The organism is Streptomyces sp. DSM 40750 (assembly GCF_024612035.1).
GTDB lineage: Bacteria > Actinomycetota > Actinomycetes > Streptomycetales > Streptomycetaceae > Streptomyces.
In genome coordinates, this window is sequence record NZ_CP102513.1 from 8256260 (window position 1) to 8281515 (window position 25256).

The following is a 25256-nucleotide window of genomic DNA, read 5'->3' on the forward strand; positions in this document are numbered from 1 at the left end:
GCCGACCCGGCGCGCGAGGGTGCGCCGCGGTACGGAAGGCAGACGTTCCTGGGTGGGCCGAGAGTTCAAGAAAGTGGCGCACGCCACAGTACTGGCCGGTCAGAGCAGTGCGGACGAAATCTCTTTGAACCATCCGGACCCGTGTCCTCGTCTACAGGGCGACTCGACGCCGACCTTGACGGTCAGCTCACGAAGATCACGACTGTGTCGGAGAAAGGACGGATGCATGGTCCGCGTTTCCTACGACTACGACCTGATGACCGTCCTCGCGCGCCACCTGTGGCACCTCCGCGACGAACTGGACGTCACCTCGCAGACGGACAAGACGTTCGCCCCGGGGGACATCGGCCCCCGCCGGGACACGGCCGAGGCCCTGGAGGACTTCTACGGCGCCTGGAAGAAGTCCTTCGGTGAGGGCTGGCAGGTCATGACCGACCTCGGGAACCTCCTCGACAAGGCGGGCAAGGCCTTCTACGACCAGGACGCCTCCCACGCCGCCGGCGCGGCCCAGCAGGTCACCTCCCAGGTCCGCGACGAGGCCACCCGGCACAACGAGATACGCAAGCAGAAGCTGGACGGCAAGCTCCGCGCGGACCAGGCCAGAAGACTGGAGGCCCGCTACGAGACCCAGCGGGCGCGCCTGAAGAAGGAACAGGACGCCCTGGTCGAGAAGCGGCGGAAGCTCGACGAACAGACCGCGGCCCAGCAGAAGAGACAGGAAGAGCTCAACAAGGAGCAGGACGAGCTCGCCAGGAAGCGGGAGCCCCTGCTGAAGCAGCAGGACGAACTCCAGGCCAGACAGCAGCAGCTCTGGCAGGAGGAGAAGGAACTCCTCAAGCAGCGCGACGAGAAGCTCCAGGCCGGGCGGGACGAGCTGCAGAAGGAGTACGAGGCCCTCCGCAAGGACCAGGAGCCGCTGCTGAGGCAGCAGGAGGAACTCCAGCGCGAACAGCAGCAGCTCTGGGCGGACGAGAAGGCCCTCCGCGCGGAGCAGGACGCGGCCATGGAGAAGAAGGCCACCGCCCTCGAGCAGGAGCAGAAGGCCTACGACGGCAAGCAGGACGCCCTCCAGGAACGCCAGGACGCCCTCTGGCGGGAACGCGAGACCCTGCTCGGCAAGGGGAACGCCACCCAGGCGGACCTCGACGCCTGGCAGCGCAAGCAGGACGCCCTGGACAAGGAGCGGGACGCCCTGTGGGAGTCCGAGGGCAAGGGGCTAGCCGAGCGATGGGACGCCCTGGAGCGGGAACAGCGCGACCAGGAGAAGGCGTTCGACCCGTTCCGTGAGCGGCAGAAGGAACTCGATGACGAGCGCGACGCGCTGAGCCGCGCCCAGGAGCCCCTCTCCGAGCGGCAGGACGGACTCCAGACCAAGCAGAAGGACCTCTGGGCCCTGGAGAGGTCCACCCAGAAGGAGGTCGAGGACGCGGTACAGGAGAAGCAGGACGGCCTGGACGCCGAACGCGCCGGCCTCCAGACACGGCTGGACCCCCTGGACCAGGAGTCGAAGGACCTGCAGGACCGCCAGAAGGAGCTGTGGGACGACCAGTCGGACACCGACAAGGCGCAGACCGCGCTGACCGAGGAGGAGAAGCCCGTCCAGCAACGGCAGCAGGACCTCCAGGACAGCTTCGGCGAGGAGCACGACAAGCTGCGCGACTGGAATCCGGATCACGACGAAGAGGTCGGCCGGCTCAGGGGAATGCGCGGTCAGCTGGACGATCTGCCCGAGGAGGCCTTCGTCCCCAAGGGCTTCACGATGGAGGACGCCAACAGCACCACCACGGTGTCGTACCAGCTCGACGAGAACGGCGAGATCAAGGTCGACAAGGACGGCAACCCCGTCGAGACGACGACCACCGTCACCAACAAGAACACGGGCCTGTCGTACTCCGAGACGCACCGCTCGCTGCCGCGGGAAGGCGACTCCGTGTCGACGATCCGCGGCTCCGACGGTTCCGTCACCAAGATCTACATGGACTCCTCGCCCGAGGGATCGCCCGACGGGTGGATGAAGCGCTACGTCACCGACGAGACCGGCCGGGACACGCTCCAGATCTGGACCAAGCGGCCGGACGGCGACTGGGAGCTGACCATGGACAAGGAGACCTACCTCAACTCCGAGGCCGGCCAGGAGGATGTCCAACAGCGGCTGGACAGGCCCCCCGCGTATCTCACGGTGGAGAACCCGCTCGTCGACGGGGACGGCCGTCCGTCCGGCTCCTCCGCCCCGGGGCGGACGACCACGGTGCAGGAGGGCGTCACCCGGACCGACTACACGGGCTCCGACGGTTCCCTCACCAAGGTCGTCACCAACGAGAACACGGGCACCCGTTTCGTGGCGGACGCGAGCAACGAGGTCCAGGAGATCTGGCAGCGCGCCGAGAACGGGACCTGGTACCTGAGGGAGTCCATCACCCAGCACGAACGCAGCAGTGCCGAACCGCCCCTAGGAACCCTCGGCGAGAACTGGCGCTGACCCCCCGTGGGGCCCCGCCCCACCCCCCAAACTCCCTGCGCGCGCCTTCCCGGCGCCGCCGGGCCCCTCGCACACCGAACGACCGGTGTGCGCCCACGTGACAGAAACAGAGGTGCACCATGCCCAAGAACGTCATCGACGACGAGGAAATCGAAAGCACCGCCAAGAAGCTCGACTCCGCCGTCAGCGACACCCTGGTCCCCCAGCTGTCGTCACTGCAGGCCGACGTCGAGAACCTCCTCCAGGGCGGCCTGCTGCTGACGGCGACCAGCCCGAAGATGCAGACGTCCTACGCGAACTTCAACAAGTCGCTGACCGAGGCCGTGAACAACATCACGCAGTTCTCCAAGCAGTTCCGTGACGTCTGCAACGCCGTGAACAACCTGGACTCGCAGATCGCCGGCGGCATCCCCACCTGAGCCGGGTCCACCCCGAAACGGGGATACCGACCCCGATTCCCCTCCGTCGGTATCCCTTCCGCAGGGGCGCCGGTCCATCCCCCGGACCGGCGCCCCTGTTCGGGTTTTCGGACAACTCATCGGTAACCTCAGGTTCCTCTCAGGAACCCTTGAAAGCAACACAACGACTCATAGACTCCCCCTTGCGGAACCTCACGTTCCACCCACGAACCGTGAGGTCACCCCGGGTACCCGTGCTCAGCCCTGCCCAGCCAACGCCGCGCTCGCGGCGATCGACCGGACCGGCACAGAAGACTCACGCCGGCCCTGGGGGAATCTATGAGAACGTCCATACCCAGTCCCGTTCCGACCGGGAGTGGTCCTGCCTCCGCCGAAGCGCCGCCCACCGATGAAGCGGCACACTCCGGCGACGGCTCCATCCGCAGGCTCTACGAAGAACACCACGGTCCGCTTCTGCGCTATGTGTCCGGTCTGATACGCGGTGACCGGCAGCGGGCCGAGGACTTCGTCCAGGAGACCCTGGTACGCGCATGGCTGAGCACCGCGGACCAGCCGCCGGGCTGGTCACCGTCCCGGGCCTGGCTGATGAGGGTGGCGCACAACCTGGTGATCGACTGGGCCCGGCGCGAGCGGCCGCACGCCGAGATCCAGCAGGAACACACCTTGGAGCAGCACGCCGAGACGGTGGACCCGATGAGCCAGGCCGTCCAGCGCCGCTTCCTGGTCCACGCCCTCTCACGGCTCTCGCACCCCCACCGCGAGGTGCTCTTCTACGTCTACGTCCTCGGCTGCACCGGCTCCGACGCCGCCGATGCCCTGGGCATACCGCCGGGCACGGTGAAGTCCCGGACCCATCACGCCATACGGGAGCTGCGCCGCCGGCACCCGGAGCACACGCTGGCGGCGGCATGACCACGCCGGCCGTGACGAGTCCCGGCCCGGTCACGTCCGGCCCGACCGCCCCCGACTCGGCGTACGGCTCGGTCATCGCGCTGGGGAAGCCCAACGACTCGCTGCTCACGGTCGTCATCGTGGCCGTGGTCGTCCTGCTGCTGCTCATTCCGCTGCTTCGGCACCTGATTCGCAAACGGGGCGGCTGGCGGCGTTTCCGCCGTGGCGTCGGCCGTGAGCTGACCCTGACCCGGCGGGCGTTCGGCGAACCGCTGCGCACCTACCGGCGCCACCGTCGCGGCGTACGTGCCCTGGCCCGTCAACTGTCCGACCCCCGAAGCGGCCTGCTCGTACGACGGCTGCTGGACGCGGCCGCGGCGGCGCTGGCCGACGCGCCCGGAGCGGTTCCCCACGCGGTGCGGACGGAACCCGGGCTCGCGGCCGTGCAGATCGCCGCCCGCCCGCTGCCCGAACCGCCCGCCCCCTGGGAGAGGCCCGGCGAACCCGGACCGCAGCGCTGGGAGTTTCCCCTGACGGAGGCGGACGGGCTGTCGCAGGGCCGGCCCCGCACCGGTGCGCACCTCCGTCCGCTGCCGGTCGCCATCGGCATGGCCGACGACGCCTGCGTCCACCTCGATCTGGCCGCCGGACCACGGCTGATCACCGTCGAGGGCGACACCGCCGCCCGGGGCCGCCTGCTCCAGGCCCTGGCCGCACAGCTGGACCGGTCCGGCAGCGGGGCCTCGGTCATCGTCGCGGACGGGGTTCATCCGCAGTACCGGGGGCAGCGGCTCGACGCCCTGCTGCGCGACCTGGACGACGCGTCGGAGGAGCACGGGGAGACCGAAGTCGCCGGTGAGTTCGAGGAGTCCGGTCGCGCCGCCACGACCGTGGTCGTCTGCGCCGCCCCCAGCCCGGAACAGGCGCGGCGGCTGAGCGCCCTCGCCGCCTCGGGCGCCGTCGTCTGCCTGATCGACGGCCGGGTGGCGGGGCACAGCTGGGCCCTGCGGGTCGACGGACGCGGCCGCGTGGTCGCGCCGGAGCTGGGGCTGGACGCGGACTCGTCTCCGCTGGGCGGAGCCGTCGCCGCCGCCGTCCGGGCGGACCGCCGTCGGCTGCGCCGCGAGTCCGCCCCGCGCCGGGGCGCACCCACGCGGCAGCTGCCCCGCACCCGCGAACGCCGGCCGCAGGAGTTCGAGGAAGCCCGGCAACTCGAGGAAACCCAGGCACTGGAGGCAGCCGAGGTCCTCCCGGAGGAGCCGGAGAGGTCCACCCTCCGGGCCACGGCCCCCGCCCGGACCGCCACCGGATCCGACCTGCTCGCCGAACCGGCCGCAGCCCGGAACCGCACCACCGCGGCCTCCTCCGGCACACGAGAGGACTGACGCCTGTCGGACGGGCCCCGAGCCCCACGACAGGCCCCGGCCCGCACGCCGTACCCGAACCGCCCACCCCCGAGCCACCCCCAAGGGCAGAAGTGAAACTCCTCATCACCACGGTCGCCGCCGGCGACGCCACCGGCCGCCAGGACGTGCTGCTGAGTGCGTCCGCGAGTACTCCCGTCGAGGACATCGCCGCACATCTGGCCCGGCTGCGCGCCGGTGACACCGAAGAGACCGGAACCTCGCCCGCCGCACCGGGACCGGCCCCGGCCTGCTACCTGGGCGACGAGCCCCTTGCCCCGGGCACCCCGCTGGCCGCCACCCGCCTGATGGACGGCAGCGTCGTCGCCCTCGGCGCCCCGCAGCCGTCCCCCGCCACCGCCTACGGCCCCGAACGCGACGCCATGCCGCAGCCGCACCGGGCGGACCACTCACCGGTGGTCGAACTCCAGGTGGTGGGCGGCCCGGACGCCGGACGGGTCCACCCGCTCGGCCTCGGCACCCACGGCATCGGCCCGCTGGCGGACGCCGCCGTACCGCTCGACGGCCGGGGCATGCCGGGCGAGGGCATCCGGGTGACCGTACGCCCGGACGGATCGGCCATCGTGGAGCTGCCCGAGGGCGGCCCGGCACGGCTGTCCGTCCCGGAGCCGCCGGAGCACCGGGGGAGACCCAACACCCCGTTGCTGCCGCTCGCGGAGCAGGACGAGGAAGACGCCGAGAACGCCGCGCCGGACGACGCAGCCGACCGCGGCGCGGAACTCCCCGACGGCTGGGTGCTCTGGCCCGTCGACGGGGAGCTGTCCGTCGGTGAGTACCTGCTGCGGCTGGCCGAACCGACCTCCAGGGACGCCGCGGTGGTGCCGTCCGAGGGTGGAGGCGGCCTGGACTACAACCGGCCGCCGCGCATGCTGCCGCATCTGGCGCCCGAGCGGTTCCGGCTGCCAGGACCGCCCGATCCCCCCGGACGCAGGCCGATTCCCCTGCTCGTCGCCCTCGCCCCGATGGTCTTCGGCGTCAGCATGATGTTCTTCCTGAACTCGTACTTCTATCTGATCTTCATGTTCCTCTCGCCGGTGCTGATAGCCGCGAACTACGTCAGCGGACGACGGCAGGCCCGCAAGGACTACGAGGAGAAGTCCAGCGTCTACCGGCAGCGCCGGGCCTCGCTGGAGGAGGACGTCCGGCAGAAGGTCGCCACCGAGCGGCGGCTGCGCACCGAGAGCGCCCCCGACCCGGCGGTGGCCGGACTGTGGGCGGTCGGCCCCGGTCGCCGGCTGTGGGAACGGCGCCGCGGCGACCCGGACCACATGGCTCTGCGCATCGGCACCGCCCCGCAGCCGTCCCTGCTCGGCATCGACGACACCGCCCGCGAGGACAACCACACCGCCGTCCACTGGACGATCCCGGACGCCCCCGTCGGCGTGGACCTCATCGAGAGCGGCGTGGTGGGCCTGGCCGGCGCGACGGGACCGGTGCAGGCCCTGGCCCGCTGGATGACCGCCCAGGCAGCGGTCCTGCACACCCCGCGCGACCTGCGGATCGTCGTCCTCACCGACAAGGCCGCGCAGGACTCCTGGCACTGGGCGCGCTGGCTGCCCCACTCCCGCGACGGTCTGCCCGGCATCCGCGGCGGCGCCGTCACCCTGATCGGCAACGACCCGGAGACGGTCGCCAACCGCGTGGCCGAACTGGTCTCCACCCTGCGCACCCGCCAGCGGGCCGCCGAGTCCACCATGAGCAAGGCGCTGCTGAGCGAACCGGACGTCCTCGTGGTGATGGACGGCGCCCGGCGTCTGCGCGACGTACCCGGAGTGGTCTCGATCCTCAAGGAGGGCCCGGCCGTCCGGATCTTCCCGCTCTGCCTGGACCAGGAGGAACGGCTGCTTCCGGAGGAGTGCACCGCCGTGGTCCGCCACGAGAACCACCGGCTGACCCTGTGCCGCACCGGACAGCCCGACGTCACCGACATCCGGCCCGACCTGGTCGAACCCGAATGGTGCGAACGCGTGGCCCGGGGCATCGCCCCGATCCGCGACGTCACCCCGGACGCCTCCGAGGGCCTGCCCGCGAAGGTCGGGCTGCTCGAACTCCTCGGGCTGCCCGAGCCGACCGCCGAGCAGATCGCGGCCCGCTGGGACCGGCGGCCCGCTTCCACCGGCGTCCTGCTGGGCGCCGGATACGACGGCCCGATCGCCTTCGACCTGGTCAAGGACGGCCCGCACGGTCTGGTGGCCGGCACCACCGGCTCCGGCAAGTCCGAACTGCTGCAGACCTTCGTGGCCGCCCTCGCCGCGGTCAACCGGCCCGACGAACTCACCTTCGTCCTCGTCGACTACAAGGGCGGCAGCGCCTTCAAGGACTGCGTCGACCTGCCGCACACCCTCGGCATGGTCACCGACCTCGACAGCCACCTGGTCCAGCGCGCGCTCACCTCGCTGTCGGCCGAACTGACCCGCCGCGAGCACATCCTGGCCGAGGCCGGCGCCAAGGACCTGCCGGAGTACCAGGGCATGCGCCGCCGGAACGCCGAGCTGCTGCCCGTGCCCCGGCTGGTGATCGTCATCGACGAGTTCGCCACCCTCTACCGGGAGATCCCGGACTTCATCCCCGGCCTGGTGAGCATCGCCCAGCGCGGCCGCTCCCTCGGCATCCACCTCGTCCTGGCCACCCAGCGCCCGGCCGGCGTGGTCAGCTCCGACATCCGGGCCAACACCAACCTGCGCATCGCGCTCCGCGTCACCGACGCCGCCGAGAGCATGGACGTCATCGACACCAAGGACGCCGTCAGCATCTCCCCGGCCACCCCCGGCCGCGCCCTCGCCCGCCTCGGCCACGGCACCGTCGTCCCCTTCCAGACCGCCTACGCCGGAACACCCCTGCCCGGTGCCAAGCCGTCCCCGGAGCCCCGGGAACAGCAGGCCGTGGAGGAGTCCCGCATCTGGGGCACCGAACTCCCCTGGCAGCGCCTCGGCCGCGCCGCCGGACTCCCCGGCACGGCGGAATCGGACCAGGACGGCGACCCGGCGGCGGAGACGGCAGGCGACGACGTCGCCACCGACCTCAACGCCCTGGTGGCGGCGGTCTCCGAGGCAGCCGAACTCGCCGGATGCGCCCCGCAGCCCAGCCCCTGGCTGCCGGCCCTCGGCCAGAACCTCCTCATCGACGACCTGCCCCAGCCCGACGAACCCGGCGGTGCCCGCCTGGCCCCGGTCTCCTGGGGCCTGTCGGACCTGCCCGAGGCACAGGCCCAGCTGCCCGTCCGGCTGGACTTCACCGAATTCGGACACCTGTACGTCATCGGCATCCCGCGCTCCGGCCGTTCCCAGGTGCTGCGCACCATGGCCGGAGCCCTCGCCCAGGGCCACTCCAGCGCCGACGTCCACCTCTACGGCATCGACTTCGCCGGCGGCGCGCTCACCGCGCTGGGTCTGCTCCCGCACTGCGGTGCCGTCGTGCCCCGGGGCGACATCGAGCGCCTGGAGCGGCTGTTCGCCCGGCTCGACGGTGAACTGGAGCGCCGCCAGGAACTCCTCACCGAGCGGCACGCCGGCAACCTCACCGAACTCCGAGAGACCGTCGGCGCCGGCGCCCGGCCGCCGCACATCATGCTGTTCATCGACGGCTGGGACGCGCTGATCGAGGCCGTCGCCGACCACAACGGCGGCCGCCTAGTGGAACAGCTCAACCGGCTGCTGCGCGAGGGCGCCGCCGCGGGCCTGCACGTCGTCGCCACCTCCGAACGCGCCCTGCTGTCCGGCCGGGCCACCGCCCTCAACGACAACAAACTGCTGCTGCGCCTGAACGACCGCACCGACTACCACGCCGTCGGCAAGCGCTCCCGCGACATCCCCGACCTGATCCTCCCCGGCCGCGGCTTCACCTCCGACGGCGGCACCGAGATCCAGGTGGCGCTGCTCGCTCCCGGCGCCACCGGACAGGAACAGGCCGAGGCGCTGCGCCGGATCGGCGCCGAGGCGACCCGCCGCGACGCCGGACTCCCGGCCGACCGCCGGCCCGCCCGCATCGGCACCCTGCCGGTGAAGGTCACGTTCACGGACGCGTACGAGAAGGTGGGGGAGACGTTCCGCCGGCCGATGTGGGGCCTGCTGGGCCTCGGTGGCGACGACGTCTCCCCGGTGGGCGTGGACTTCGCGGACACCGCGCCGACCTTCTCGGTCGTCGGCCCGCCCGGCTCCGGCCGCAGCACCGCCCTGGCCGCCCTGGCGGTCTCGCTGCTCGCCTCCGGCACCCGCCTGGTGATCCTCGCCCCACGGGAGTCGCCGCTGCGCACCCTCGGCAACCATCCCGGCGTACGGCTGATCACCGCGACCGAGCCCACGGTCGAGGAGTTCACCGAGGCCCTGGAGGCCGACGGCGGTCCCCGGGTCGTCATGGTGGACGACGCCGACCTGTTCGTCCTGCCGGACATCGACCAGAACCTGCGTTCCCTGGCCCAGTCCGGCAGGGACCACGGCATCGGCATCGTCATCGCCGCCACCGCGGAGACCATGACGGGCGCGATGGGCTGGCTCAGCGCCCTGAAACGACACCGCAAGGGCGTCCTCCTCGGCCCGCAGAGCATCCTGGAGGGCGACTTCGTCGGGGCCCGCCTCGCCCACGCCCACCTGCGCGGCGGCCGCAAACCCGGCCGCGGCCTCACCGTCGACCCGCGCACCGGCGAACTGATCAACGTGCAGATCCCGGAGACCGTGCTCGACGCGGAAGACACGACGGCCTGACCCCGGCCGGTGGCCGGCGGCGCTCGGGACGAGGACTCCCCGGGCGCTGCCTTAGGCTTACGGAGTGACCAACAGCAGCGACCGGAGTCAGGCAGTGGGCGTCAAGACATACGAAGTACGCACTTATGGATGTCAGATGAACGTCCACGACTCCGAGCGCCTGTCAGGTCTCCTGGAGGAGGCCGGATACGTGCGCGCACCCGAGGACGCCGGCGAGGGCAACGCCGACGTCGTCGTCTTCAACACCTGCGCCGTACGGGAGAACGCCGACAACCGCCTCTACGGCAACCTCGGCCGCCTCGCCCCGATGAAGACCGCCCGCCCCGGCATGCAGATCGCCGTCGGCGGCTGTCTGGCCCAGAAGGACCAGGACACCATCGTCAAGAAGGCGCCCTGGGTGGACGTCGTCTTCGGCACGCACAACATCGGCAAGCTGCCCGTCCTGCTGGAGCGCGCCCGTATCCAGGACGAGGCCCAGGTCGAGATCGCCGAGTCCCTCGAAGCGTTCCCCTCCACGCTGCCCACCCGCCGCGAGAGCGCCTACGCCGCCTGGGTCTCGGTCTCCGTCGGCTGCAACAACACCTGCACGTTCTGCATCGTCCCGGCCCTGCGCGGCAAGGAGAAGGACCGCCGCACCGGCGACATCCTCGCCGAGATCGAGGCCCTGGTCGGCGAGGGCGTCTCCGAGATCACCCTGCTCGGCCAGAACGTGAACGCGTACGGCAGCGACATCGGCGACCGCGAGGCCTTCAGCAAGCTGTTGCGGGCCTGCGGGAAGATCGACGGTCTGGAGCGGGTCCGCTTCACCTCCCCGCACCCCCGCGACTTCACCGACGACGTGATCGCGGCCATGGCCGAGACGCCGAACGTGATGCCGCAGCTGCACATGCCGCTGCAGTCCGGCTCGGACACGGTCCTGAAGGCCATGCGCCGCTCCTACCGCCAGGAGCGCTACCTGGGGATCATCGAGAAGGTCCGCGCCTCCATCCCGCACGCGGCCATCACCACCGACATCATCGTGGGCTTCCCCGGCGAGACCGAGGAGGACTTCGAGCAGACGATGCACGTGGTCCGCGAGGCCCGCTTCACCCAGGCGTTCACCTTCCAGTACTCCAAGCGTCCCGGCACCCCCGCCGCCACCATGGAGAACCAGATCCCCAAGCAGGTCGTCCAGGCCCGCTACGAGCGCCTCGTCGCCCTCCAGGAGGAGATCTCCTGGGAGGAGAACAAGAAGCAGGTCGGCCGCACCCTGGAGCTGATGGTCGCCGAGGGCGAGGGCCGCAAGGACGGCGCCACCCACCGCCTCTCCGGCCGCGCCCCCGACAACCGCCTGGTCCACTTCACCAAGCCCGACCAGGAAGTCCGCCCCGGCGACGTCGTGACCGTCGAGATCACGTACGCCGCCCCGCACCACCTCCTCGCCGAGGGCGCCGTCATGGACGTGCGCCGGACGCGCGCGGGCGACGCCTGGGAGAAGCGGAATGCCGCGCCTGCGGAGAGGCCGTCGGGTGTGATGCTGGGGCTGCCGAAGATCGGTGTTCCGGAGCCGTTGCCGGTGGCTGCGACGGGTGGCTGCGGCGTCGGTCAGTAGCGGGTTCAGCTCGGCCGTAACGGCCGGCCGTGACGGTCGTTCGCGGGCTGCGGGTGTGCGGGGGTTGTTCGCGAGGCTCCCCGTGCCCCTGAAGGACGCGACCGTCACCTCGCGGCCGCAGAAGTTACCCTGCGGATCATGCTTGTAGCCGCTGCCGTGTGCCCCTGCCCTCCGCTGCTCGTGCCGGCAGTCGCCGCAGGGGCCGCGCCTGAGCTGGATCCGGTGCGGGACGCCTGTGCGGACGCGCTGGGGGTGCTCGCCGCCGCTCGGCCCGACCGGCTGGTGGTCGTGGGCGCCGCCGAACCCGGTGGACCGTACCCGGAGGGCTCTCGCGGCTCGTTCCGGGGTTTCGGTGTGGACCTCGACGTCCGCCTGGGGCGCGGTGGCGGCACGGCGTCTCCGGAAGCCCGGCTGCCCGCCTCCCTCGTCGTCGCCGCCTGGCTGCTGGACCGCACCGACTGGGCCCACGCCCCTGTGGAAGGTCTCGGTGTGGGGGAACCGCTCGCTGTCGAGCGGTGTATCCAGATCGGACGGGACATCGCCGGGTCGGCCGAGCGGGTGGCCCTGCTGGTGATGGGCGACGGCAGCGCGTGCCGCACGCTCAAGGCCCCGGGGTATCTGGACGACCGCGCGGCCGGCTTCGACGCGGAGATCGCGCGCGCTCTCGCCGCCGCGGACATCGCGGCCCTGAAGGCGCTGGACACCGGGCTCGCGCGAGAGATGCAGGCCTCCGGTCGCGCCCCCTGGCAGATCCTGGCGGGCGCCGCCGAGGAAGCCGGCCTGGGCGGCAGCCTCCTGTACGACGACGCGCCCTACGGGGTGGGCTATCTGGTGGCCGCCTGGTCGTAGATCGAAAACGGTTGGTCGAACACGGTTGGTCGAACACGGCGGTCAAACAGGCGGTGAAAGACGGCGGACGGCCGGGAGCCCGTTGTGGCTCCGCGGCCGTCCGCCGATGTGCAGGTGTTCAGGAAGCGGGAGGCGGTGGCGTGGAGTCGCCGCCCGGAGACCGACGCGTGTGGCCGCCGCCCGAATGCGGGGGCGTGACGCCGCCGCCGTCGTCCTTGTGCGCGAGTCGGTCCATGGCGTGCTTCGCCTTGCCCGTGCCCGACTGGATCTTGTCGCTGTACTTGCCCTTGGTTCTCTTGTCGACGGTGTGCGCGGCCTTGTCGAGACCGTGCTGGATCTTGCCCTCGTGCTTCTGTGCGAGGTGCGAGACCTTGTCCTTGGCCGGGGAGAGTTTGGATTTCACATTATCCAGCAGACCCATGGTTCACCTTCCCGCGCGGGTCAGTTACTTGCGGGCGCCTTCACTGGCCTCGTTGTCGGCCGCCTGTTCTGCGGTCTGCTGCTTGGGGATCTCCACGTCGTCCGCCGCGTCGACACCCTCCGTGGAGGGCTCCGTCGACTCGGCCTCGGCCTCGGGCCGGCCGGCCTCGTTCGATCCCTTCGCCTCGTCCGACTCCTCCGCCTCGGTCTCGGCGACCGGCGCGGATACCGTCACGGCGGCCTCTTCCGCGTCCTTCGCCTTGCGACGGAACAGTGAAAAAACACCCATATCAACCTCAATGCTAATCATGCGGGCTAATTCCCGCGCTCTCCCGGAGCGTCCCATTGCGTTACCCGGGTCGCCGGTACTCGGATCCGGCGCTTCGAACTCCCAACACGCAACGACCCCGGCCCCCTCGCGTCACGTAGCTCGTTCGAGAAGAGGCCCCGACATTTGCGAGACTGGGGCGGTGAGTAGCGCAGTTCCCCCTCCGAGGGTCATCGCCGTCGTCGGACCGACCGCGGCCGGAAAGTCCGATCTGGGTGTCTTTCTGGCCCATCGCCTCGGCGGCGAGGTCATCAATGCCGATTCCATGCAGCTCTACCGGGGGATGGACATCGGCACCGCCAAGCTGACCCCCGGGGAGCGCGACGGAGTCCCGCACCACCTCCTGGACATCTGGGACGTCACGGTCACCGCCAGCGTCGCCGAGTACCAGCGGCTCGCCCGCGCGCGCATCGACGCCCTCCTCGCCGAGGGCCGCTGGCCGATCCTGGTGGGCGGCTCCGGGCTGTATGTCCGCGGAGCCGTCGACAACCTGGAGTTCCCCGGCACCGACCCCGACGTCCGCGCCCGTCTGGAGGAGGAGCTGACCCTGCGCGGCTCCGGCGCGCTGCACGCCCGGCTCGCCGCCGCCGACCCCGAGGCGGCGCACGCGATCCTGCCCAGCAACGGCCGCCGGATCGTCCGCGCCCTCGAAGTGATCGAGATCACCGGAAGACCGTTCACGGCGAACCTCCCGGGCCATGACTCGGTCTACGACACCGTCCAGATCGGCGTCGACGTGGCGCGCCCCGAACTCGACGAGCGCATCACGCGCCGCGTCGACCGCATGTGGGACGCCGGACTCGTCGACGAAGTGCGCTCCCTCACGGCGCAAGGGCTGCGCGAGGGGCGTACGGCGTCGCGTGCGCTCGGCTACCAGCAGGTCCTCGCCGCGCTCGCCGGGCAGTGCACCATGGACGAGGCGCGTGCCGAGACCGTACGTGCCACCAAGCGCTTCGCGCGCCGCCAGGATTCATGGTTCAGGCGCGACCCGCGGGTGCATTGGCTCAAGGGGGGTCTCGCCGACCTGAGGGAACTTCCGCAGCTCGCACTGGCGTTGGTCGAACGACCGGTCACAGCCTGATCACGTCATGGCATCGGGTCGCCCCGGCGGCCCTCCCGGCCTCCGGGGGCGTGCCATCATCGAGCTTCGATCGACCAAGTGGAGTCCGAGTTGGGAGGGCGCGTGGCGATGGAGGCCGGCCCTCGTGACACCGCACAAGGCGCGGAGCACAGCACCGCGGAGGACGCGGAGCAGCTGGTGACCGAGGGGTACGGACTGGACCCCGACGGCGATCCGCTGAGCCCCGACGGGCCCGACGACCAGACTCCCGGTGGCGTGAGCGACGACGGACCGGAACCGGACGAGATGTCCGGGCCGGAGGTCGAGGTCGAGCTGCGCCCCCAGCGCAGGCTCCGCCTCTGGCAGCTCGCGCCCATCGTGGGCCTCGCCGCGGTCGGCTCCCTGATGTTCGCCTTCCCGCTCGCCTTCGAGTTCGGTGACGGCGGCGCCGTGGTCGCCATGCTCGGTCTGCTGATCTGTGCCACCGCGGCCGGCTGGGGCATGATGGCCGCCCGCAAGGTCGGCTACACGTGGCCGGGCCTGCCGCAGCGGGGCTCCGGCCGCCGCCCGGACTGGCGCCTCGTCCTCGGGTACGCCCTGGTGCTCGCCGCGGTCGCCTTCCTGGCCGTGTGGCGGGTGGCCCGGCTCCGCTAGAGCGCCCCGTAAGGGGCGCGGGGCTGTGTCGACATGCGGCTCCGTCGCGTGGGCGCGACCAGCCACACTCGGCCCGCGCTGACTGCCGCTCCCTCCGTCGGCCGTCCCAGCGGAGCGCTCCCGTACGATCGAGGAATGAGCACGCGGATCGCCTTCCTCAAGGGGCACGGGACCGAGAACGACTTCGTGATCGTCCCGGACCCCGAGAACGTCATCGACCTCTCGCCGGCCACCGTCGCCGCCCTGTGCGACCGCCGCGCGGGCATCGGGGGCGACGGCGTGCTGCACGTCGTACGGTCCGCCGCGCATCCCGAGGCCGAGGAGCTGGCGGCCGAGGCGGAGTGGTTCATGGACTACCGCAACGGCGACGGGTCGATCGCCGAGATGTGCGGAAACGGCGTCCGGGTCTTCGCCCGCTACCTCCAGCACGCCGGTCACGTCACCGAGGGTGACCTCGCCATCGCCACGCGCGGGGGTGTGAAGAGCGTCCACATCGCCAAGAACGGCGATATCACGGTCGGCATGGGCGGCGCGCGCCTCCCCGAAGGCGACGTCACGGTGAGCGTCGGCGAGCGCAGCTGGCCCGCGCGCAACGTGAACATGGGCAACCCGCACGCGGTCGCCTTCGTCGACGACCTCGCCGACGCCGGCGATCTGTACGCGGCTCCGCCCTTCAGCCCCGCCTCCGCCTACCCGCACGGGGTCAACGTCGAGTTCGTCGTCGACCGCGGCCCGCGCCACGTGGCCATGCGCGTCCACGAGCGCGGATCCGGCGAGACCCGCTCCTGCGGCACCGGCGCCTGCGCCGTCGCCGTGGCGGCCGCCCGCCGCGACGGCGCCGACCCGGCCGTCACGGGCACCCCGGCGACGTACACCGTCGACGTGCCCGGCGGAACCCTCGTCATCACCGAACGGCCCGACGGCGAGATCGAGATGACCGGTCCCGCCGTGATCGTCGCCGAGGGCGAGATCGACGCCAAGTGGCTGGAAAGCGCGGCGCGTTGAGGTGTGGTAGGGCTTGACATGGTGGTGTTCGGAGGGTGGGCGCCGAATGCATCCAAGTCGACGGGGCGTCCAGGGATAGGAATCCATGGCGCACCTCGGGTGGGGTGGCTCAAAACCGTAAAAGTCAGAGCCATCGCTCGAATGGGTGATCCGTTTCACGCTCGGCGAGAGGCGGTCGGACGGGCGTGATGGGCTCGGTAGCATCAAGCACCGGCACGGACGGGGGAACGACACGATCCCCTGAGCCGCCGCACGCCATGGGGCACCCGTCCGCCGGTCCACGCAGCCGGAGGTGCCCATGAGCGCGGAGGCCACGAACCCCGCCGTATCGCCCGCCCCTGCGCCGCCCACAGCGCACCGCAGGAAGGGCCGACCCCGTATCGACCTGCGCCGTCTGGGCCGCGCCGCACTCCTGGGCCCCGCCACCCGCGACCGGTTGCCCGACGCGATCAGCCATCTCGCCGACGCGCACCGCGCCCACCATCCCGACGCCGACCTGGACCCGCTGCGCCGGGCGTACGTCCTCGCCGAGTCCTCGCACCGCGGTCAGATGCGCAAGAGCGGTGAGCCGTACATCACACACCCGCTCGCCGTGACCCTGATCCTGGCCGAACTCGGCGCGGAGACAACGACCCTGACGGCCTCTCTGCTCCACGACACCGTCGAGGACACCGATGTGACCCTCGATCAGGTGCGCGAGGAGTTCGGTGAGGAGGTGCGCTATCTCGTCGACGGCGTCACCAAGTTGGAGAAGGTCGACTACGGCGCCGCCGCCGAGCCCGAGACCTTCCGCAAGATGCTCGTCGCCACCGGCAACGACGTCCGCGTGATGTCGATCAAACTCGCCGACCGGCTGCACAACATGCGCACCCTCGGCGTGATGCGCCCCGAGAAGCAGGAACGCATCGCCAAGGTCACCAGGGACGTCCTGATTCCGCTCGCCGAACGGCTAGGCGTCCAGGCGCTCAAGACCGAGCTGGAGGACCTCGTCTTCGCGATCCTCCACCCCGAGGAGTACGAGCACACGCGCGGACTCATCGTCGACAACGCCGCACGGCCGAACGACCCGCTCGCCGAGATCTCCGAAGAGGTGCGCGGCGTCCTGCGCGAGGCCGGCATCCAGGCCGAAGTCCTCATAAGGCCACGGCACTTCGTCTCCCTGCACCGGGTCTCCCGAAAACGCGGACAGCTGCGCGGCTCCGACTTCGGCCGGCTCCTGGTCCTCGTCCACGAGGACGCCGACTGCTACGCGGTCCTCGGTGAACTGCACACCTGCCTCACGCCCGTCGTCTCGGAGTTCAAGGACTTCATCGCCGTACCGAAGTTCAACCTGTACCAGTCGCTGCACACGGCCGTCGCCCGCGGCGACGGCCAGGTCGCCGAAGTCCTCATCCGTACACACCAGATGCACAAGGTCGCCGAAGCCGGCGTCGTCGCGCTGGGCAATCCCTACGCCGCGCCCGCGGAGGAGCAGACCGACGGCGAGGGCGAGCGCGTCGACCCCACCCGCCCCGGCTGGCTCTCCCGGCTCCTCGACTGGCAGGAGGCGGCACCGGACGCGGACATGTTCTGGTCGACCTTGCGCGAGGACCTCGCCCAGGACCGCGAGATCACCGTCTTCCGGCCCGACGGGGGCACGTTGGGCCTTCCCGAGGGCGCCAGCTGCGTGGACGCCGCGTACGCGCAGTACGGGGAGGACGCGCACGCCTGCATCGGCGCTCGCGTCAACGGCCGCCTGGCGACGCTGAGTACGGTCCTGAAGGACGGCGACACGGTCCAGCTCCTCATGGGCCAGGACCCGGCCTCCGAGCCCTCCAGAGAGTGGCTGGAGCACGCCCACACGCCCGGCGCGCGCATCGCCATCCAGCGCTGGCTCGCCACCCACCCCTCGCCCGCCGCCGACGAGCACGAGGAGCGCGACGGCGAACGCAAGGACGAGACCCCGGCCCCCCGCCCCGCCCACGACGAGGCCGCCGCCACCTCCGACACCGTGAACGCCGTGGTCGTCGTCGGCCGGCCCGAGGCGAGCGTCCGCCTCGCCGGCTGCTGTACGCCCGTACCGCCCGACGAGGTCACCGGATTCGCCGTCCGCGGGGGAGTGGTGACCGTGCACCGCGTCGAATGCGCCGCCGTGACGCGCATGAAGGGCCTGGGGCGCGCGGACATCGATGTGCGCTGGGGGGACACGACCGAGTTCCGGGTCACCCTCGTCGCCGAGTCCTTCCAGCGACCCCACCTCCTCGCCGACCTCACCGAGGCCATCGCCCTGGAGGGCGTCGCCATCGTCTCCGCCACCGTCGAGCCGCCGACCCAGCAGCGCGTCCGGCACACCTACACGCTGCAACTCCCGGACGCCGCCCACCTCCCGGCCCTGATGCGGGCCATGCGGAACGTGCCGGGCGTCTACGACGTGGGGCGTGCCCAGCACCAGGCGCCGACCGCGCACTGATCCCGGCGGACGGCCGCACACCGAACCCGGCGGGCGGGGGTGGCTCGGCAGACGGCGGGCCGCTCGTTCGGGTGGGAGCGCCGCGTGCCGTCACCGCGGAGCGGAGGCGCGCTGGTAGCGGTGGTCCATGCCGCTCACCCCACGCCCCCGGAGCCGTCGTGTCCAGACCGCGCTGCTCGCCTCCGCCGTCTCCGTCTGCCTGATCGCCGCGAGCGCCCCCTCACCCGCCGTGCCCCTCGGCATCGGCGACCGGCTCTTCCCGCACCTCGGCAACCCGGGATACGACGTGCGGTCGTACGGCCTCGACTTCACCTACCCCGGCAACAACCGTGAGCCGCTCACGGCCGTCACCACGATCGACGCGCGAACCACCTCCCGTCTGGAACGGGTCAACCTTGACTTCTCGCACGGGAAGGTGCGTTCCGTCGAGGTCGACGGGGTGCCCGCCGCCTTCACGAGCGCGGGCGAGGACCTGGTGATCACACCCCGTGAACCGCTCCCCGAGGGCAGCCGGACACGCGTCACCGTGCGGCACACCAGCAGCCCCGTGTACACGGGGGACGAGGAGGGCGGCTGGCTGCGGACCGCGGACGGGCTCGCGATGGCCAACCAGGCCGACGCCGCGCACGTGGTGTTCCCCTGCAACGACCACCCGTCCGACAAGGCGATGTTCACCGTCCGCGTCACCGTGCCCGACGGCTACACGGCCGTCTCCAACGGCCTCGCCGCCGGGACGGAACGCGCCCCCGGGACAACCACCTGGACGTACCGCACCGAGCACCCCATGGCCACCGAGCTGGCCCAGATCTCCATCGGCCGCTCCGCCGTACTGCACCGGGCCGGCCCCGACGGCCTGCCCGTACGGGACGTGGTCCCCGCCAAGGATCGCGCGAAGCTCGAACCGTGGCTCAAGAAGACCCCCGCCCAGATCGCGTGGATGGAGGGCAAGGTCGGCCGGTACCCCTTCGAGACGTACGGCGTGCTGATCGCCGAGGCGCGGACCGGGTTCGAGCTGGAGACACAGACCCTCTCCCTCTTCGAGAGAGACCTGTTCACGAGGTCCGACTTCCCCAAGTGGTACGTCGAGTCGATCATGGTGCACGAGCTGGCCCACCAGTGGTTCGGCAACAGCGTCAGCCCGCGCACCTGGTCCGACCTGTGGCTGAACGAGGGACACGCCACCTGGTACGAGGCCCTGTACGCCGAGGAGACCGCCGGTAAGCCCGTGGAGGCGCGCATGAAGACCGCCTATGGCGCCTCCGACCGCTGGCGCGCCGCCGGGGGACCGCCCGCTGCGCCCAAGGAACCCGAGGCCGGCCAGAAGATCGGCATCTTCAGGGCGAACGTCTACGACGGTGCCGCGCTCTTCCTGTACGCCCTGCGCGAGGAGATCGGCGGGCCCTCCTTCGCCCTGCTGCAGCGGGCCTGGGTCGCCTTCCACCGGGACGGTGTCGCCTCGACCGCCGACTTCCAGGAGCTCGCCTCCCTGATCACCGGACGCGACCTGGACGGCTTCTTCCACGCCTGGCTGTACGAGGTGAAGACCCCGCCGATGCCGGGACACCCGGACTGGAAGTCGGCTCCGGTGCGGGCGTCGGCGAAGCGGTAGACGGAATCCACCCGGGTGTGACCCCGGTGCGGGCGGGAATAACCCGGGTGACGAGACGGGGCGTACCGTGCGACCATCTTCGGGTCGGCGACGGGAATCCCCGGAAAGCCCCGGACGTTGTCGCCAGTGACGGATCGGATCCGTAGAGATCCGTCACCCCTTCGGTATCCCCATCGACGTAAGGACCCAATGACCTCCTCTTCTTCCCCTTCCCAGGCCGCACAGAGCGCCTTCGCGCAGAACAACCCCGAAGGTCTTCGGGCCGATGCCCTGATGGAAGAGGACGTCGCCTGGAGCTTCGAGATCGACGGAGAGCGGGACGGCGACCAGTTCGACCGCTCCGAGCGCGCGGCACTGCGCCGTGTCGCGGGCCTCTCCACCGAGCTCGAGGACGTCACCGAGGTCGAGTACCGCCAGCTCCGCCTGGAGCGCGTCGTACTCGTCGGTGTCTGGACCACGGGAACCGCGCGGGACGCGGAGAACTCGCTCGCAGAGCTGGCCGCCCTCGCGGAGACCGCTGGCGCCCTCGTGCTCGACGCGGTGTTCCAGCGCCGCGACAAGCCGGACGCGGCCACCTACATCGGCTCCGGCAAGGCCGAAGAGCTGCGGGACATCGTCCTCGAATCGGGCGCGGACACCGTCATCTGCGACGGTGAGCTGAGCCCGGGCCAGCTCATCCACCTCGAAGACGTCGTCAAGGTCAAGGTCATCGACCGTACGGCCCTGATCCTCGACATCTTCGCCCAGCACGCCAAGTCCCGAGAGGGCAAGGCCCAGGTCGCACTCGCGCAGATGCAGTACATGCTGCCGCGACTGCGAGGCTGGGGTCAGTCGCTCTCCCGGCAGATGGGCGGCGGCAAGGGCGGCGGCCTCGCCACCCGTGGTCCCGGTGAGACCAAGATCGAGACGGACCGGCGTCGGATCCGCGAGAAGATGGCGAAGATGCGCCGGGAGATCGCGGACATGAAGACCGGCCGTGAGATCAAGCGCCAGGAGCGCCGCAGGAACAAGGTGCCTTCGGTCGCCATCGCCGGCTATACCAACGCCGGCAAGTCCTCGCTGCTCAACCGCCTCACCGGCGCGGGCGTCCTGGTCGAGAACGCGCTGTTCGCGACCCTCGACCCGACCGTGCGCCGGGCCGAGACCCCGAGCGGGCGGCTGTACACGCTGGCGGACACCGTCGGCTTCGTGCGCCACCTGCCGCACCACCTCGTCGAGGCGTTCCGTTCCACGATGGAGGAGGTCGGCGACTCCGACCTGATCCTGCACGTGGTCGACGGTTCGCACCCCGCGCCGGAGGAGCAGCTGGCCGCCGTGCGCGAGGTCATCCGTGACGTGGGCGCCACCAACGTGCCCGAGATCGTGGTGATCAACAAGGCGGACGCGGCCGACCCGCTGACGCTCCAGCGGCTGCTGCGGATCGAGACGCGCTCCATCGCGATCTCGGCCCGTTCCGGCCAGGGCATCGACGAACTGCTCGCGCTGATCGACAACGAACTGCCGCGACCCTCGGTCGAGATCGAGGCCCTCGTGCCGTACACCCACGGAAAGCTCGTCGCCCGCGCCCACACCGAGGGCGAGGTGATCTCCGAGGAGCACACCCCGGAGGGCACCCTGCTCAAGGCCCGGGTGCACGAGGAACTGGCCGCGGACCTGGCACCGTACGTCCCGGCGGCGACGGCCTGACGGCCGACTGATTCGCCTGTACGTCCCGAAGCCCGCCCCCTCCACCGGGGGCGGGCTTCGGCATGAGCGGAGCACCGGCCGCTTGGTGCCCCGCACACCCCCGTCTGTCCCCCGCCCTACGCGGTCTTCTCCTTGACCTCGTAACCGGGGCAGGTCTCCAGCTCGCTCTCGGCCATCGAGCGGGCGCGTCCGCCGTAGCAGGCGGCGATCAGCTCACCGGGGCCGTAGGCGGGGTGCTCGGCGCGCGCCTTGTCCAGCCGGACGAAGATGTTCCACTCGTCGTGGCAGCCGAGGCCTGCTACCGCCCGCTGGACGACACGCCCTTCTACCTGCCGCACAGCAAGCCCCGGCACTGCTTGACCCACGAGTACTGGGAAGCCATCGACCCCCGCCGGGGCCCGACTCCCGCACTCCGCCCGCCTGTACGACTCCTCCGTGATCCTCCCGAACACCGCGATGCTGCGCCCCGGCGCCGAGGAACACCTGCTGCCCCGCGCACTCGACCGACTGGCCCGCAACGCCGGTCCACCGCGCGACTGGGCCGCCGCACGGAGGAGGGCGGCCGCGTGAAACCCACCCACGCTCACTGACCGCCGTACGAGGTACTCATCTCGTCGTACAACGCCTTGGCCCCGTCGCCCAACCGCGGTCCGGCGAGCCAGGTGTTGTCCACCGGGCCGATCGACGTGTTCGAAACGAGCCGGGGCTCGGTGCCGACCATGCGGAACCAACCGCCGCCGGACGAACCGCCGGTCATGGTGCAGCCGATGCGGTACATCGTCGGCAGGGACGGGCCGAGGGAGAGCCGCCCGGGCTTGTCGATGCACCGGAACATGGTCAGACCCTTGTACGGCGGCGCGGCCGGATAACCCCAGGCACCCATCGCGTCCACCTCGGACGCGGACGGCGCGGAGAAATCCACGTCCAGGGCCGCCCCGACGGTCTCCTCCAGGGACTTGTCGCCCGACTCCGGCTTCACGTGCAGCACCGCGTAGTCGTACGCCGCTCCGGCGCCGCCCTCCTCGGAGCCGCCCGCGATCCACTCGTCCGAGGTCGCGGCCCAGTCCGCCCACCACTGGCCGAACGGGGCGATCTCCTCGGCAGCGCCCGCGGCCAGCTCCTCCTCGGACCTGCCGAGGTCGTTGTAGGCCGGGACGAAGACGATGTTGCGGTACCAGCCGCCGCCGCTGCCCGCGTGCACGCAGTGGCCGGCGGTCCACACGAGGTTGGACTTCCCCGGATGGTTCACGTCCGAGACGACTGTGCCCGAACAGACCATCGAGCCCTCGGGCGAGTCGAAGAAGATCTTTCCGACCGTACCGGCACTCTCGTGATACGGCGTCTTCTCCGCCGTGGCCTCGACCGGCGCCGGAACGGGGTCGCTGACGCCCTGGTCGGCGGCGGCGTCCTGCGTCGAGACGGTCTTCGCCGGATCCTCGGCCCCGCGCATCCGCTCCGCGTCCCACAGGCCCTCGATCACCGGATTGACGAAGTCCTTCGCCTCACTCAGCCACTTGTCCTTGTCCCAGTCCTTCCAGCCGCCGCCCTTCCAGTCGTCGACGTCCAAACCGTGCTCCTCGAGCTTGTCGGCGAGGACGTCGGGAATGCCGTCACCGTCTCTGTCGGGGGTGCCAGACGCGGCGGAACCGGACTTGTCACTCGCGCTGTCGGGGCCCGAGTCGCAGGCGGTCGCGGTCAGCGCGAGAGCCGCGACGAGTCCGGTGACGGTCAGAAGGCGGTGCCGCCGCTGTGAGAAACGCATGGTTCTCGACCCCCGTCGGAACTGTCCGTGTGTCACGCCCACTATGCGGGGGCGCTGGGGGACGGACGGAGGGCGCGCGGCAAACATTTTCCACGCGCCGCCCACCCCCGACTCGTCCGGACGCCGCTCCACCGAACCACAGCCGTCACTGGCTGTCCGGCGGTCACCGAACCACAGCCGTCACTGCCGGTGCGGCGTCACCGGACCCCCGTCATCGCTGCCTGTTCGCGGCGTCACTGCGCGAACTTGTCGCTCACCGCCTGGTACACACCCTCGGCCTCCTTGCCCAGCCGCGGACCGGCCAGCCAGCCGCCGCTCACCGGGCCGATGGAGGTGTTGGACACCAGCGCGGGCTCACCGTTCGAACCGGTCGCCACCCAGCCACCACCGGACGAACCACCGGTCATGGTGCAGCCGATGCGGTACATCGTCGGGTCGGACTCGACGAGCGAGAGCCGCCCCGGCTTGTCCGCGCACTGGTACATCGTCTCGCCGTCGTACGGAGCCCCCGCCGGGTAGCCGGTCGCCGTGATGCTCTCCACCTGCGGCACGGCGGGCGCGTCGAAGTCCACCGGCAGCGCCGAACCGACCATCTCCTCCAGCGACTTGCCCCCGCTGCCCTCCTCCGGCGTCACATGGATCACGGCGAAGTCGTACGGCGCTCCGTCACCGCCGGTCTGACCCCCCTGCTCGATCCACTGGTCCGAGGTCTGCGCCCAGTCACCCCACCAGACGCCGTACGGGGCGACCTGCTCCTTGGTGGCCGTCTGCAGCTCCGAAGCCGACATCCCGCTGTCGTTGTACGACGGGACGAAGGCGATGTTGCGGTACCAGCCGCCCGACTTGCCCGCGTGCACACAGTGCCCGGCGGTCCACACGAGGTTGGATTTACCCGGGTTGGCCGGGTCGTGGACCACCGTCGCCGAGCAGACCATCGTGCCCTCGGGCGCGTCGAAGAACACCTTGCCCGCCTCGGGCGCGTTCTCGTGGTAGTTCGTCGACACCGCCTCCGCCTCGACGGACTCCGGCGTCGGGTCGGTCACGCCCTGGTCACCGGCGAGGTCGCTCTCGTCGACCTCCTTCTCCGGCTCCTCGGCGTCCCGCATCCGGTCCGGGTCCCACAGGTCCTCGATGATCGGGTTGACGTAGTCCTCGGCCTCGCGCAGCCAGTCGTCCTTGTCCCAGTTCTTCCAGGCCCCGCCCCGCCACTTGTCGAGGTCGATCCCGTGTTCCTTGAGCTTGTCCTTGAGGTCGTCCGGGATCTGGATCTTGCCGTCACCCGGGCTGTCGCTGCTCTGTGCGGACGCCGACACATCGGCGTTCGCCGTGGTGTCACCCGAGCCGCACGCGGTGGCGGTCAACGACAGAACCGTGGCGAGGCCGACCGCGGCCAGAACGGGGGAGGTTCTGCGGCGCGTGCTCCTCCCGCGACGAGCGGCGAAAGGCGGTCGTATGGGTCGCATGGTCTGAACTCCCCCTGGGGCGTAAGAGAACTCGTGCTGGCGAAGCGGATCGCGTACGGCTCCTCCGTACGCCCACCGCCTTCTTGTACGTAACCGACACGGCACCGCGCGGCTCTGTACCTCTGCTTCTTCGTACGCAGCGGTCGTACACGCGGCTTGGTGAGAATTCACCGAGCCGCGTCCCGACTGCGGAACGGCACCACACACTATGCGGTCGTTGTGGGGGACATCCGATGGAACGGCAACGGTTTCGCTACGAGCTTTCTGATCTGCCAATACCTCCGGAGAGCTACCGATTTGACGTCCTCACCGAGTCTCGGTGTGCCGATGCGGCAGGGGGTTTTTGTCAGCTCACGCCGACGGGGAAACGCCCCGCCGAACAGGACGGTGAGGCCCACGATCGCCTCGGCGGATGCCGTCGGCCGGAGACGTCCGGCCGCAGCGAGAACGAGCGACCGGGTGCGGCC

The 25256-nt window shown here is 71.0% G+C and carries 19 protein-coding genes; 14 read left to right on the forward strand and 5 right to left on the reverse strand.

Annotated elements, in window-relative coordinates; translation table 11 throughout:
- The first annotated feature begins 226 nt into the window (after window positions 1-226).
- The 7 genes from JIX55_RS36725 to JIX55_RS36755 all read left to right on the forward strand — a co-directional run bounded on the left by JIX55_RS36725 (window position 227) and on the right by JIX55_RS36755 (window position 12353).
- Window positions 227-2479 carry a hypothetical protein gene (locus JIX55_RS36725; protein WP_257567520.1) on the forward strand — a complete coding sequence of 751 codons (2253 nt, stop codon included), beginning with the start codon at window positions 227-229 and terminating at the stop codon, window positions 2477-2479.
- Window positions 2480-2598: 119 nt separating this feature from the next.
- Window positions 2599-2898: a hypothetical protein gene (locus JIX55_RS36730; protein WP_149826643.1), complete on the forward strand. Its 300-nt coding sequence runs from the start codon at window positions 2599-2601 to the stop codon at window positions 2896-2898.
- 318 nt (window positions 2899-3216) lie between these two features.
- Entirely contained in the window at window positions 3217-3810 is a 594-nt protein-coding gene (locus JIX55_RS36735; protein WP_257567521.1) for a sigma-70 family RNA polymerase sigma factor, read from the forward strand.
- Window positions 3807-5174 (forward strand): hypothetical protein, encoded by a 1368-nt coding sequence (locus JIX55_RS36740; RefSeq protein WP_257567522.1) that lies wholly within the window; start codon window positions 3807-3809, stop codon window positions 5172-5174. The genes JIX55_RS36735 and JIX55_RS36740 overlap by 4 nt, the downstream gene beginning before the upstream one ends.
- Before the next feature lie 92 nt (window positions 5175-5266).
- Window positions 5267-9913, forward strand: a complete 4647-nt coding sequence (locus JIX55_RS36745; protein WP_257567523.1) for an FtsK/SpoIIIE domain-containing protein — start codon at window positions 5267-5269, stop codon at window positions 9911-9913.
- A gap of 64 nt (window positions 9914-9977) precedes the next feature.
- Entirely contained in the window at window positions 9978-11504 is a 1527-nt protein-coding gene (gene miaB, locus JIX55_RS36750) for a tRNA (N6-isopentenyl adenosine(37)-C2)-methylthiotransferase MiaB (RefSeq protein WP_257567524.1), read from the forward strand.
- Window positions 11505-11642: 138 nt separating this feature from the next.
- A complete protein-coding gene (locus tag JIX55_RS36755) occupies window positions 11643-12353 on the forward strand; it encodes a class III extradiol dioxygenase subunit B-like domain-containing protein (protein WP_257567525.1) in 711 nt (236 codons plus the stop codon).
- A gap of 118 nt (window positions 12354-12471) precedes the next feature.
- On the opposite strand, the gene JIX55_RS36760 is transcribed toward JIX55_RS36755, so the two are convergent.
- Window positions 12472-12774, reverse strand: a complete 303-nt coding sequence (locus tag JIX55_RS36760) for an antitoxin (RefSeq protein WP_257567526.1) — start codon at window positions 12772-12774, stop codon at window positions 12472-12474.
- Between the two features lie 24 nt (window positions 12775-12798).
- The gene (locus JIX55_RS36765; RefSeq protein ID WP_257567527.1) at window positions 12799-13062 is read right to left on the reverse strand and encodes a hypothetical protein; all 264 of its coding nucleotides are present in this window, start codon (window positions 13060-13062) and stop codon (window positions 12799-12801) included.
- Between the two features lie 181 nt (window positions 13063-13243).
- Between JIX55_RS36765 and miaA the strand changes: the two genes are divergently transcribed.
- From miaA to hflX, 6 genes are all read left to right on the forward strand, one after another.
- Entirely contained in the window at window positions 13244-14182 is a 939-nt protein-coding gene (miaA, locus tag JIX55_RS36770; protein ID WP_257567528.1) for a tRNA (adenosine(37)-N6)-dimethylallyltransferase MiaA, read from the forward strand.
- A gap of 102 nt (window positions 14183-14284) precedes the next feature.
- Entirely contained in the window at window positions 14285-14815 is a 531-nt protein-coding gene (locus JIX55_RS36775; protein WP_257567529.1) for a hypothetical protein, read from the forward strand.
- Window positions 14816-14950: 135 nt separating this feature from the next.
- A complete protein-coding gene (gene dapF / locus JIX55_RS36780) occupies window positions 14951-15820 on the forward strand; it encodes a diaminopimelate epimerase (protein ID WP_257567530.1) in 870 nt (289 codons plus the stop codon).
- A 298-nt stretch (window positions 15821-16118) separates the two neighbouring features.
- The gene (locus JIX55_RS36785; RefSeq protein WP_257567531.1) at window positions 16119-18269 is read left to right on the forward strand and encodes a RelA/SpoT family protein; all 2151 of its coding nucleotides are present in this window, start codon (window positions 16119-16121) and stop codon (window positions 18267-18269) included.
- A 127-nt stretch (window positions 18270-18396) separates the two neighbouring features.
- Window positions 18397-19878: a M1 family metallopeptidase gene (locus tag JIX55_RS36790; protein WP_257567532.1), complete on the forward strand. Its 1482-nt coding sequence runs from the start codon at window positions 18397-18399 to the stop codon at window positions 19876-19878.
- Between the two features lie 189 nt (window positions 19879-20067).
- Window positions 20068-21564 carry a GTPase HflX gene (gene hflX, locus JIX55_RS36795; RefSeq protein WP_257567533.1) on the forward strand — a complete coding sequence of 499 codons (1497 nt, stop codon included), beginning with the start codon at window positions 20068-20070 and terminating at the stop codon, window positions 21562-21564.
- A gap of 116 nt (window positions 21565-21680) precedes the next feature.
- Here hflX and JIX55_RS36800 read toward each other — a convergent pair whose 3' ends face one another.
- Entirely contained in the window at window positions 21681-21902 is a 222-nt protein-coding gene (locus tag JIX55_RS36800) for a hypothetical protein (protein WP_257567534.1), read from the reverse strand.
- A 97-nt stretch (window positions 21903-21999) separates the two neighbouring features.
- Between JIX55_RS36800 and JIX55_RS36805 the strand changes: the two genes are divergently transcribed.
- Window positions 22000-22134: a hypothetical protein gene (locus tag JIX55_RS36805; protein WP_257567535.1), complete on the forward strand. Its 135-nt coding sequence runs from the start codon at window positions 22000-22002 to the stop codon at window positions 22132-22134.
- A 13-nt stretch (window positions 22135-22147) separates the two neighbouring features.
- Here JIX55_RS36805 and JIX55_RS36810 read toward each other — a convergent pair whose 3' ends face one another.
- The gene (locus JIX55_RS36810; RefSeq protein ID WP_257567536.1) at window positions 22148-23326 is read right to left on the reverse strand and encodes a trypsin-like serine peptidase; all 1179 of its coding nucleotides are present in this window, start codon (window positions 23324-23326) and stop codon (window positions 22148-22150) included.
- 233 nt (window positions 23327-23559) lie between these two features.
- On the reverse strand, window positions 23560-24789 hold the full coding sequence (locus JIX55_RS36815) for a trypsin-like serine peptidase (RefSeq protein WP_257567537.1): 1230 nt from the start codon (window positions 24787-24789) through the stop codon (window positions 23560-23562).
- Window positions 24790-25256 lie beyond the last annotated feature (467 nt).

Bases quoted from the DNA above. Each gene is read 5' to 3' on its own strand.
- JIX55_RS36765 (WP_257567527.1), bottom strand. From the start codon at position 13,062: ATGGGTGTTTTTTCACTGTTCCGTCGCAAGGCGAAGGACGCGGAAGAG.
- JIX55_RS36730 (WP_149826643.1), top strand. From the start codon at position 2,599: ATGCCCAAGAACGTCATCGACGACGAGGAAATCGAAAGCACCGCCAAG.
- JIX55_RS36755 (WP_257567525.1), top strand. From the start codon at position 11,643: ATGCTTGTAGCCGCTGCCGTGTGCCCCTGCCCTCCGCTGCTCGTGCCG.
- JIX55_RS36760 (WP_257567526.1), bottom strand. From the start codon at position 12,774: ATGGGTCTGCTGGATAATGTGAAATCCAAACTCTCCCCGGCCAAGGAC.
- JIX55_RS36810 (WP_257567536.1), bottom strand. From the start codon at position 23,326: ATGCGTTTCTCACAGCGGCGGCACCGCCTTCTGACCGTCACCGGACTC.
- JIX55_RS36740 (WP_257567522.1), top strand. From the start codon at position 3,807: ATGACCACGCCGGCCGTGACGAGTCCCGGCCCGGTCACGTCCGGCCCG.
- JIX55_RS36815 (WP_257567537.1), bottom strand. From the start codon at position 24,789: ATGCGACCCATACGACCGCCTTTCGCCGCTCGTCGCGGGAGGAGCACG.
- hflX (WP_257567533.1), top strand. From the start codon at position 20,068: ATGACCTCCTCTTCTTCCCCTTCCCAGGCCGCACAGAGCGCCTTCGCG.
- JIX55_RS36785 (WP_257567531.1), top strand. From the start codon at position 16,119: ATGAGCGCGGAGGCCACGAACCCCGCCGTATCGCCCGCCCCTGCGCCG.
- JIX55_RS36725 (WP_257567520.1), top strand. From the start codon at position 227: ATGGTCCGCGTTTCCTACGACTACGACCTGATGACCGTCCTCGCGCGC.
- dapF (WP_257567530.1), top strand. From the start codon at position 14,951: ATGAGCACGCGGATCGCCTTCCTCAAGGGGCACGGGACCGAGAACGAC.
- JIX55_RS36735 (WP_257567521.1), top strand. From the start codon at position 3,217: ATGAGAACGTCCATACCCAGTCCCGTTCCGACCGGGAGTGGTCCTGCC.
- JIX55_RS36790 (WP_257567532.1), top strand. From the start codon at position 18,397: ATGCCGCTCACCCCACGCCCCCGGAGCCGTCGTGTCCAGACCGCGCTG.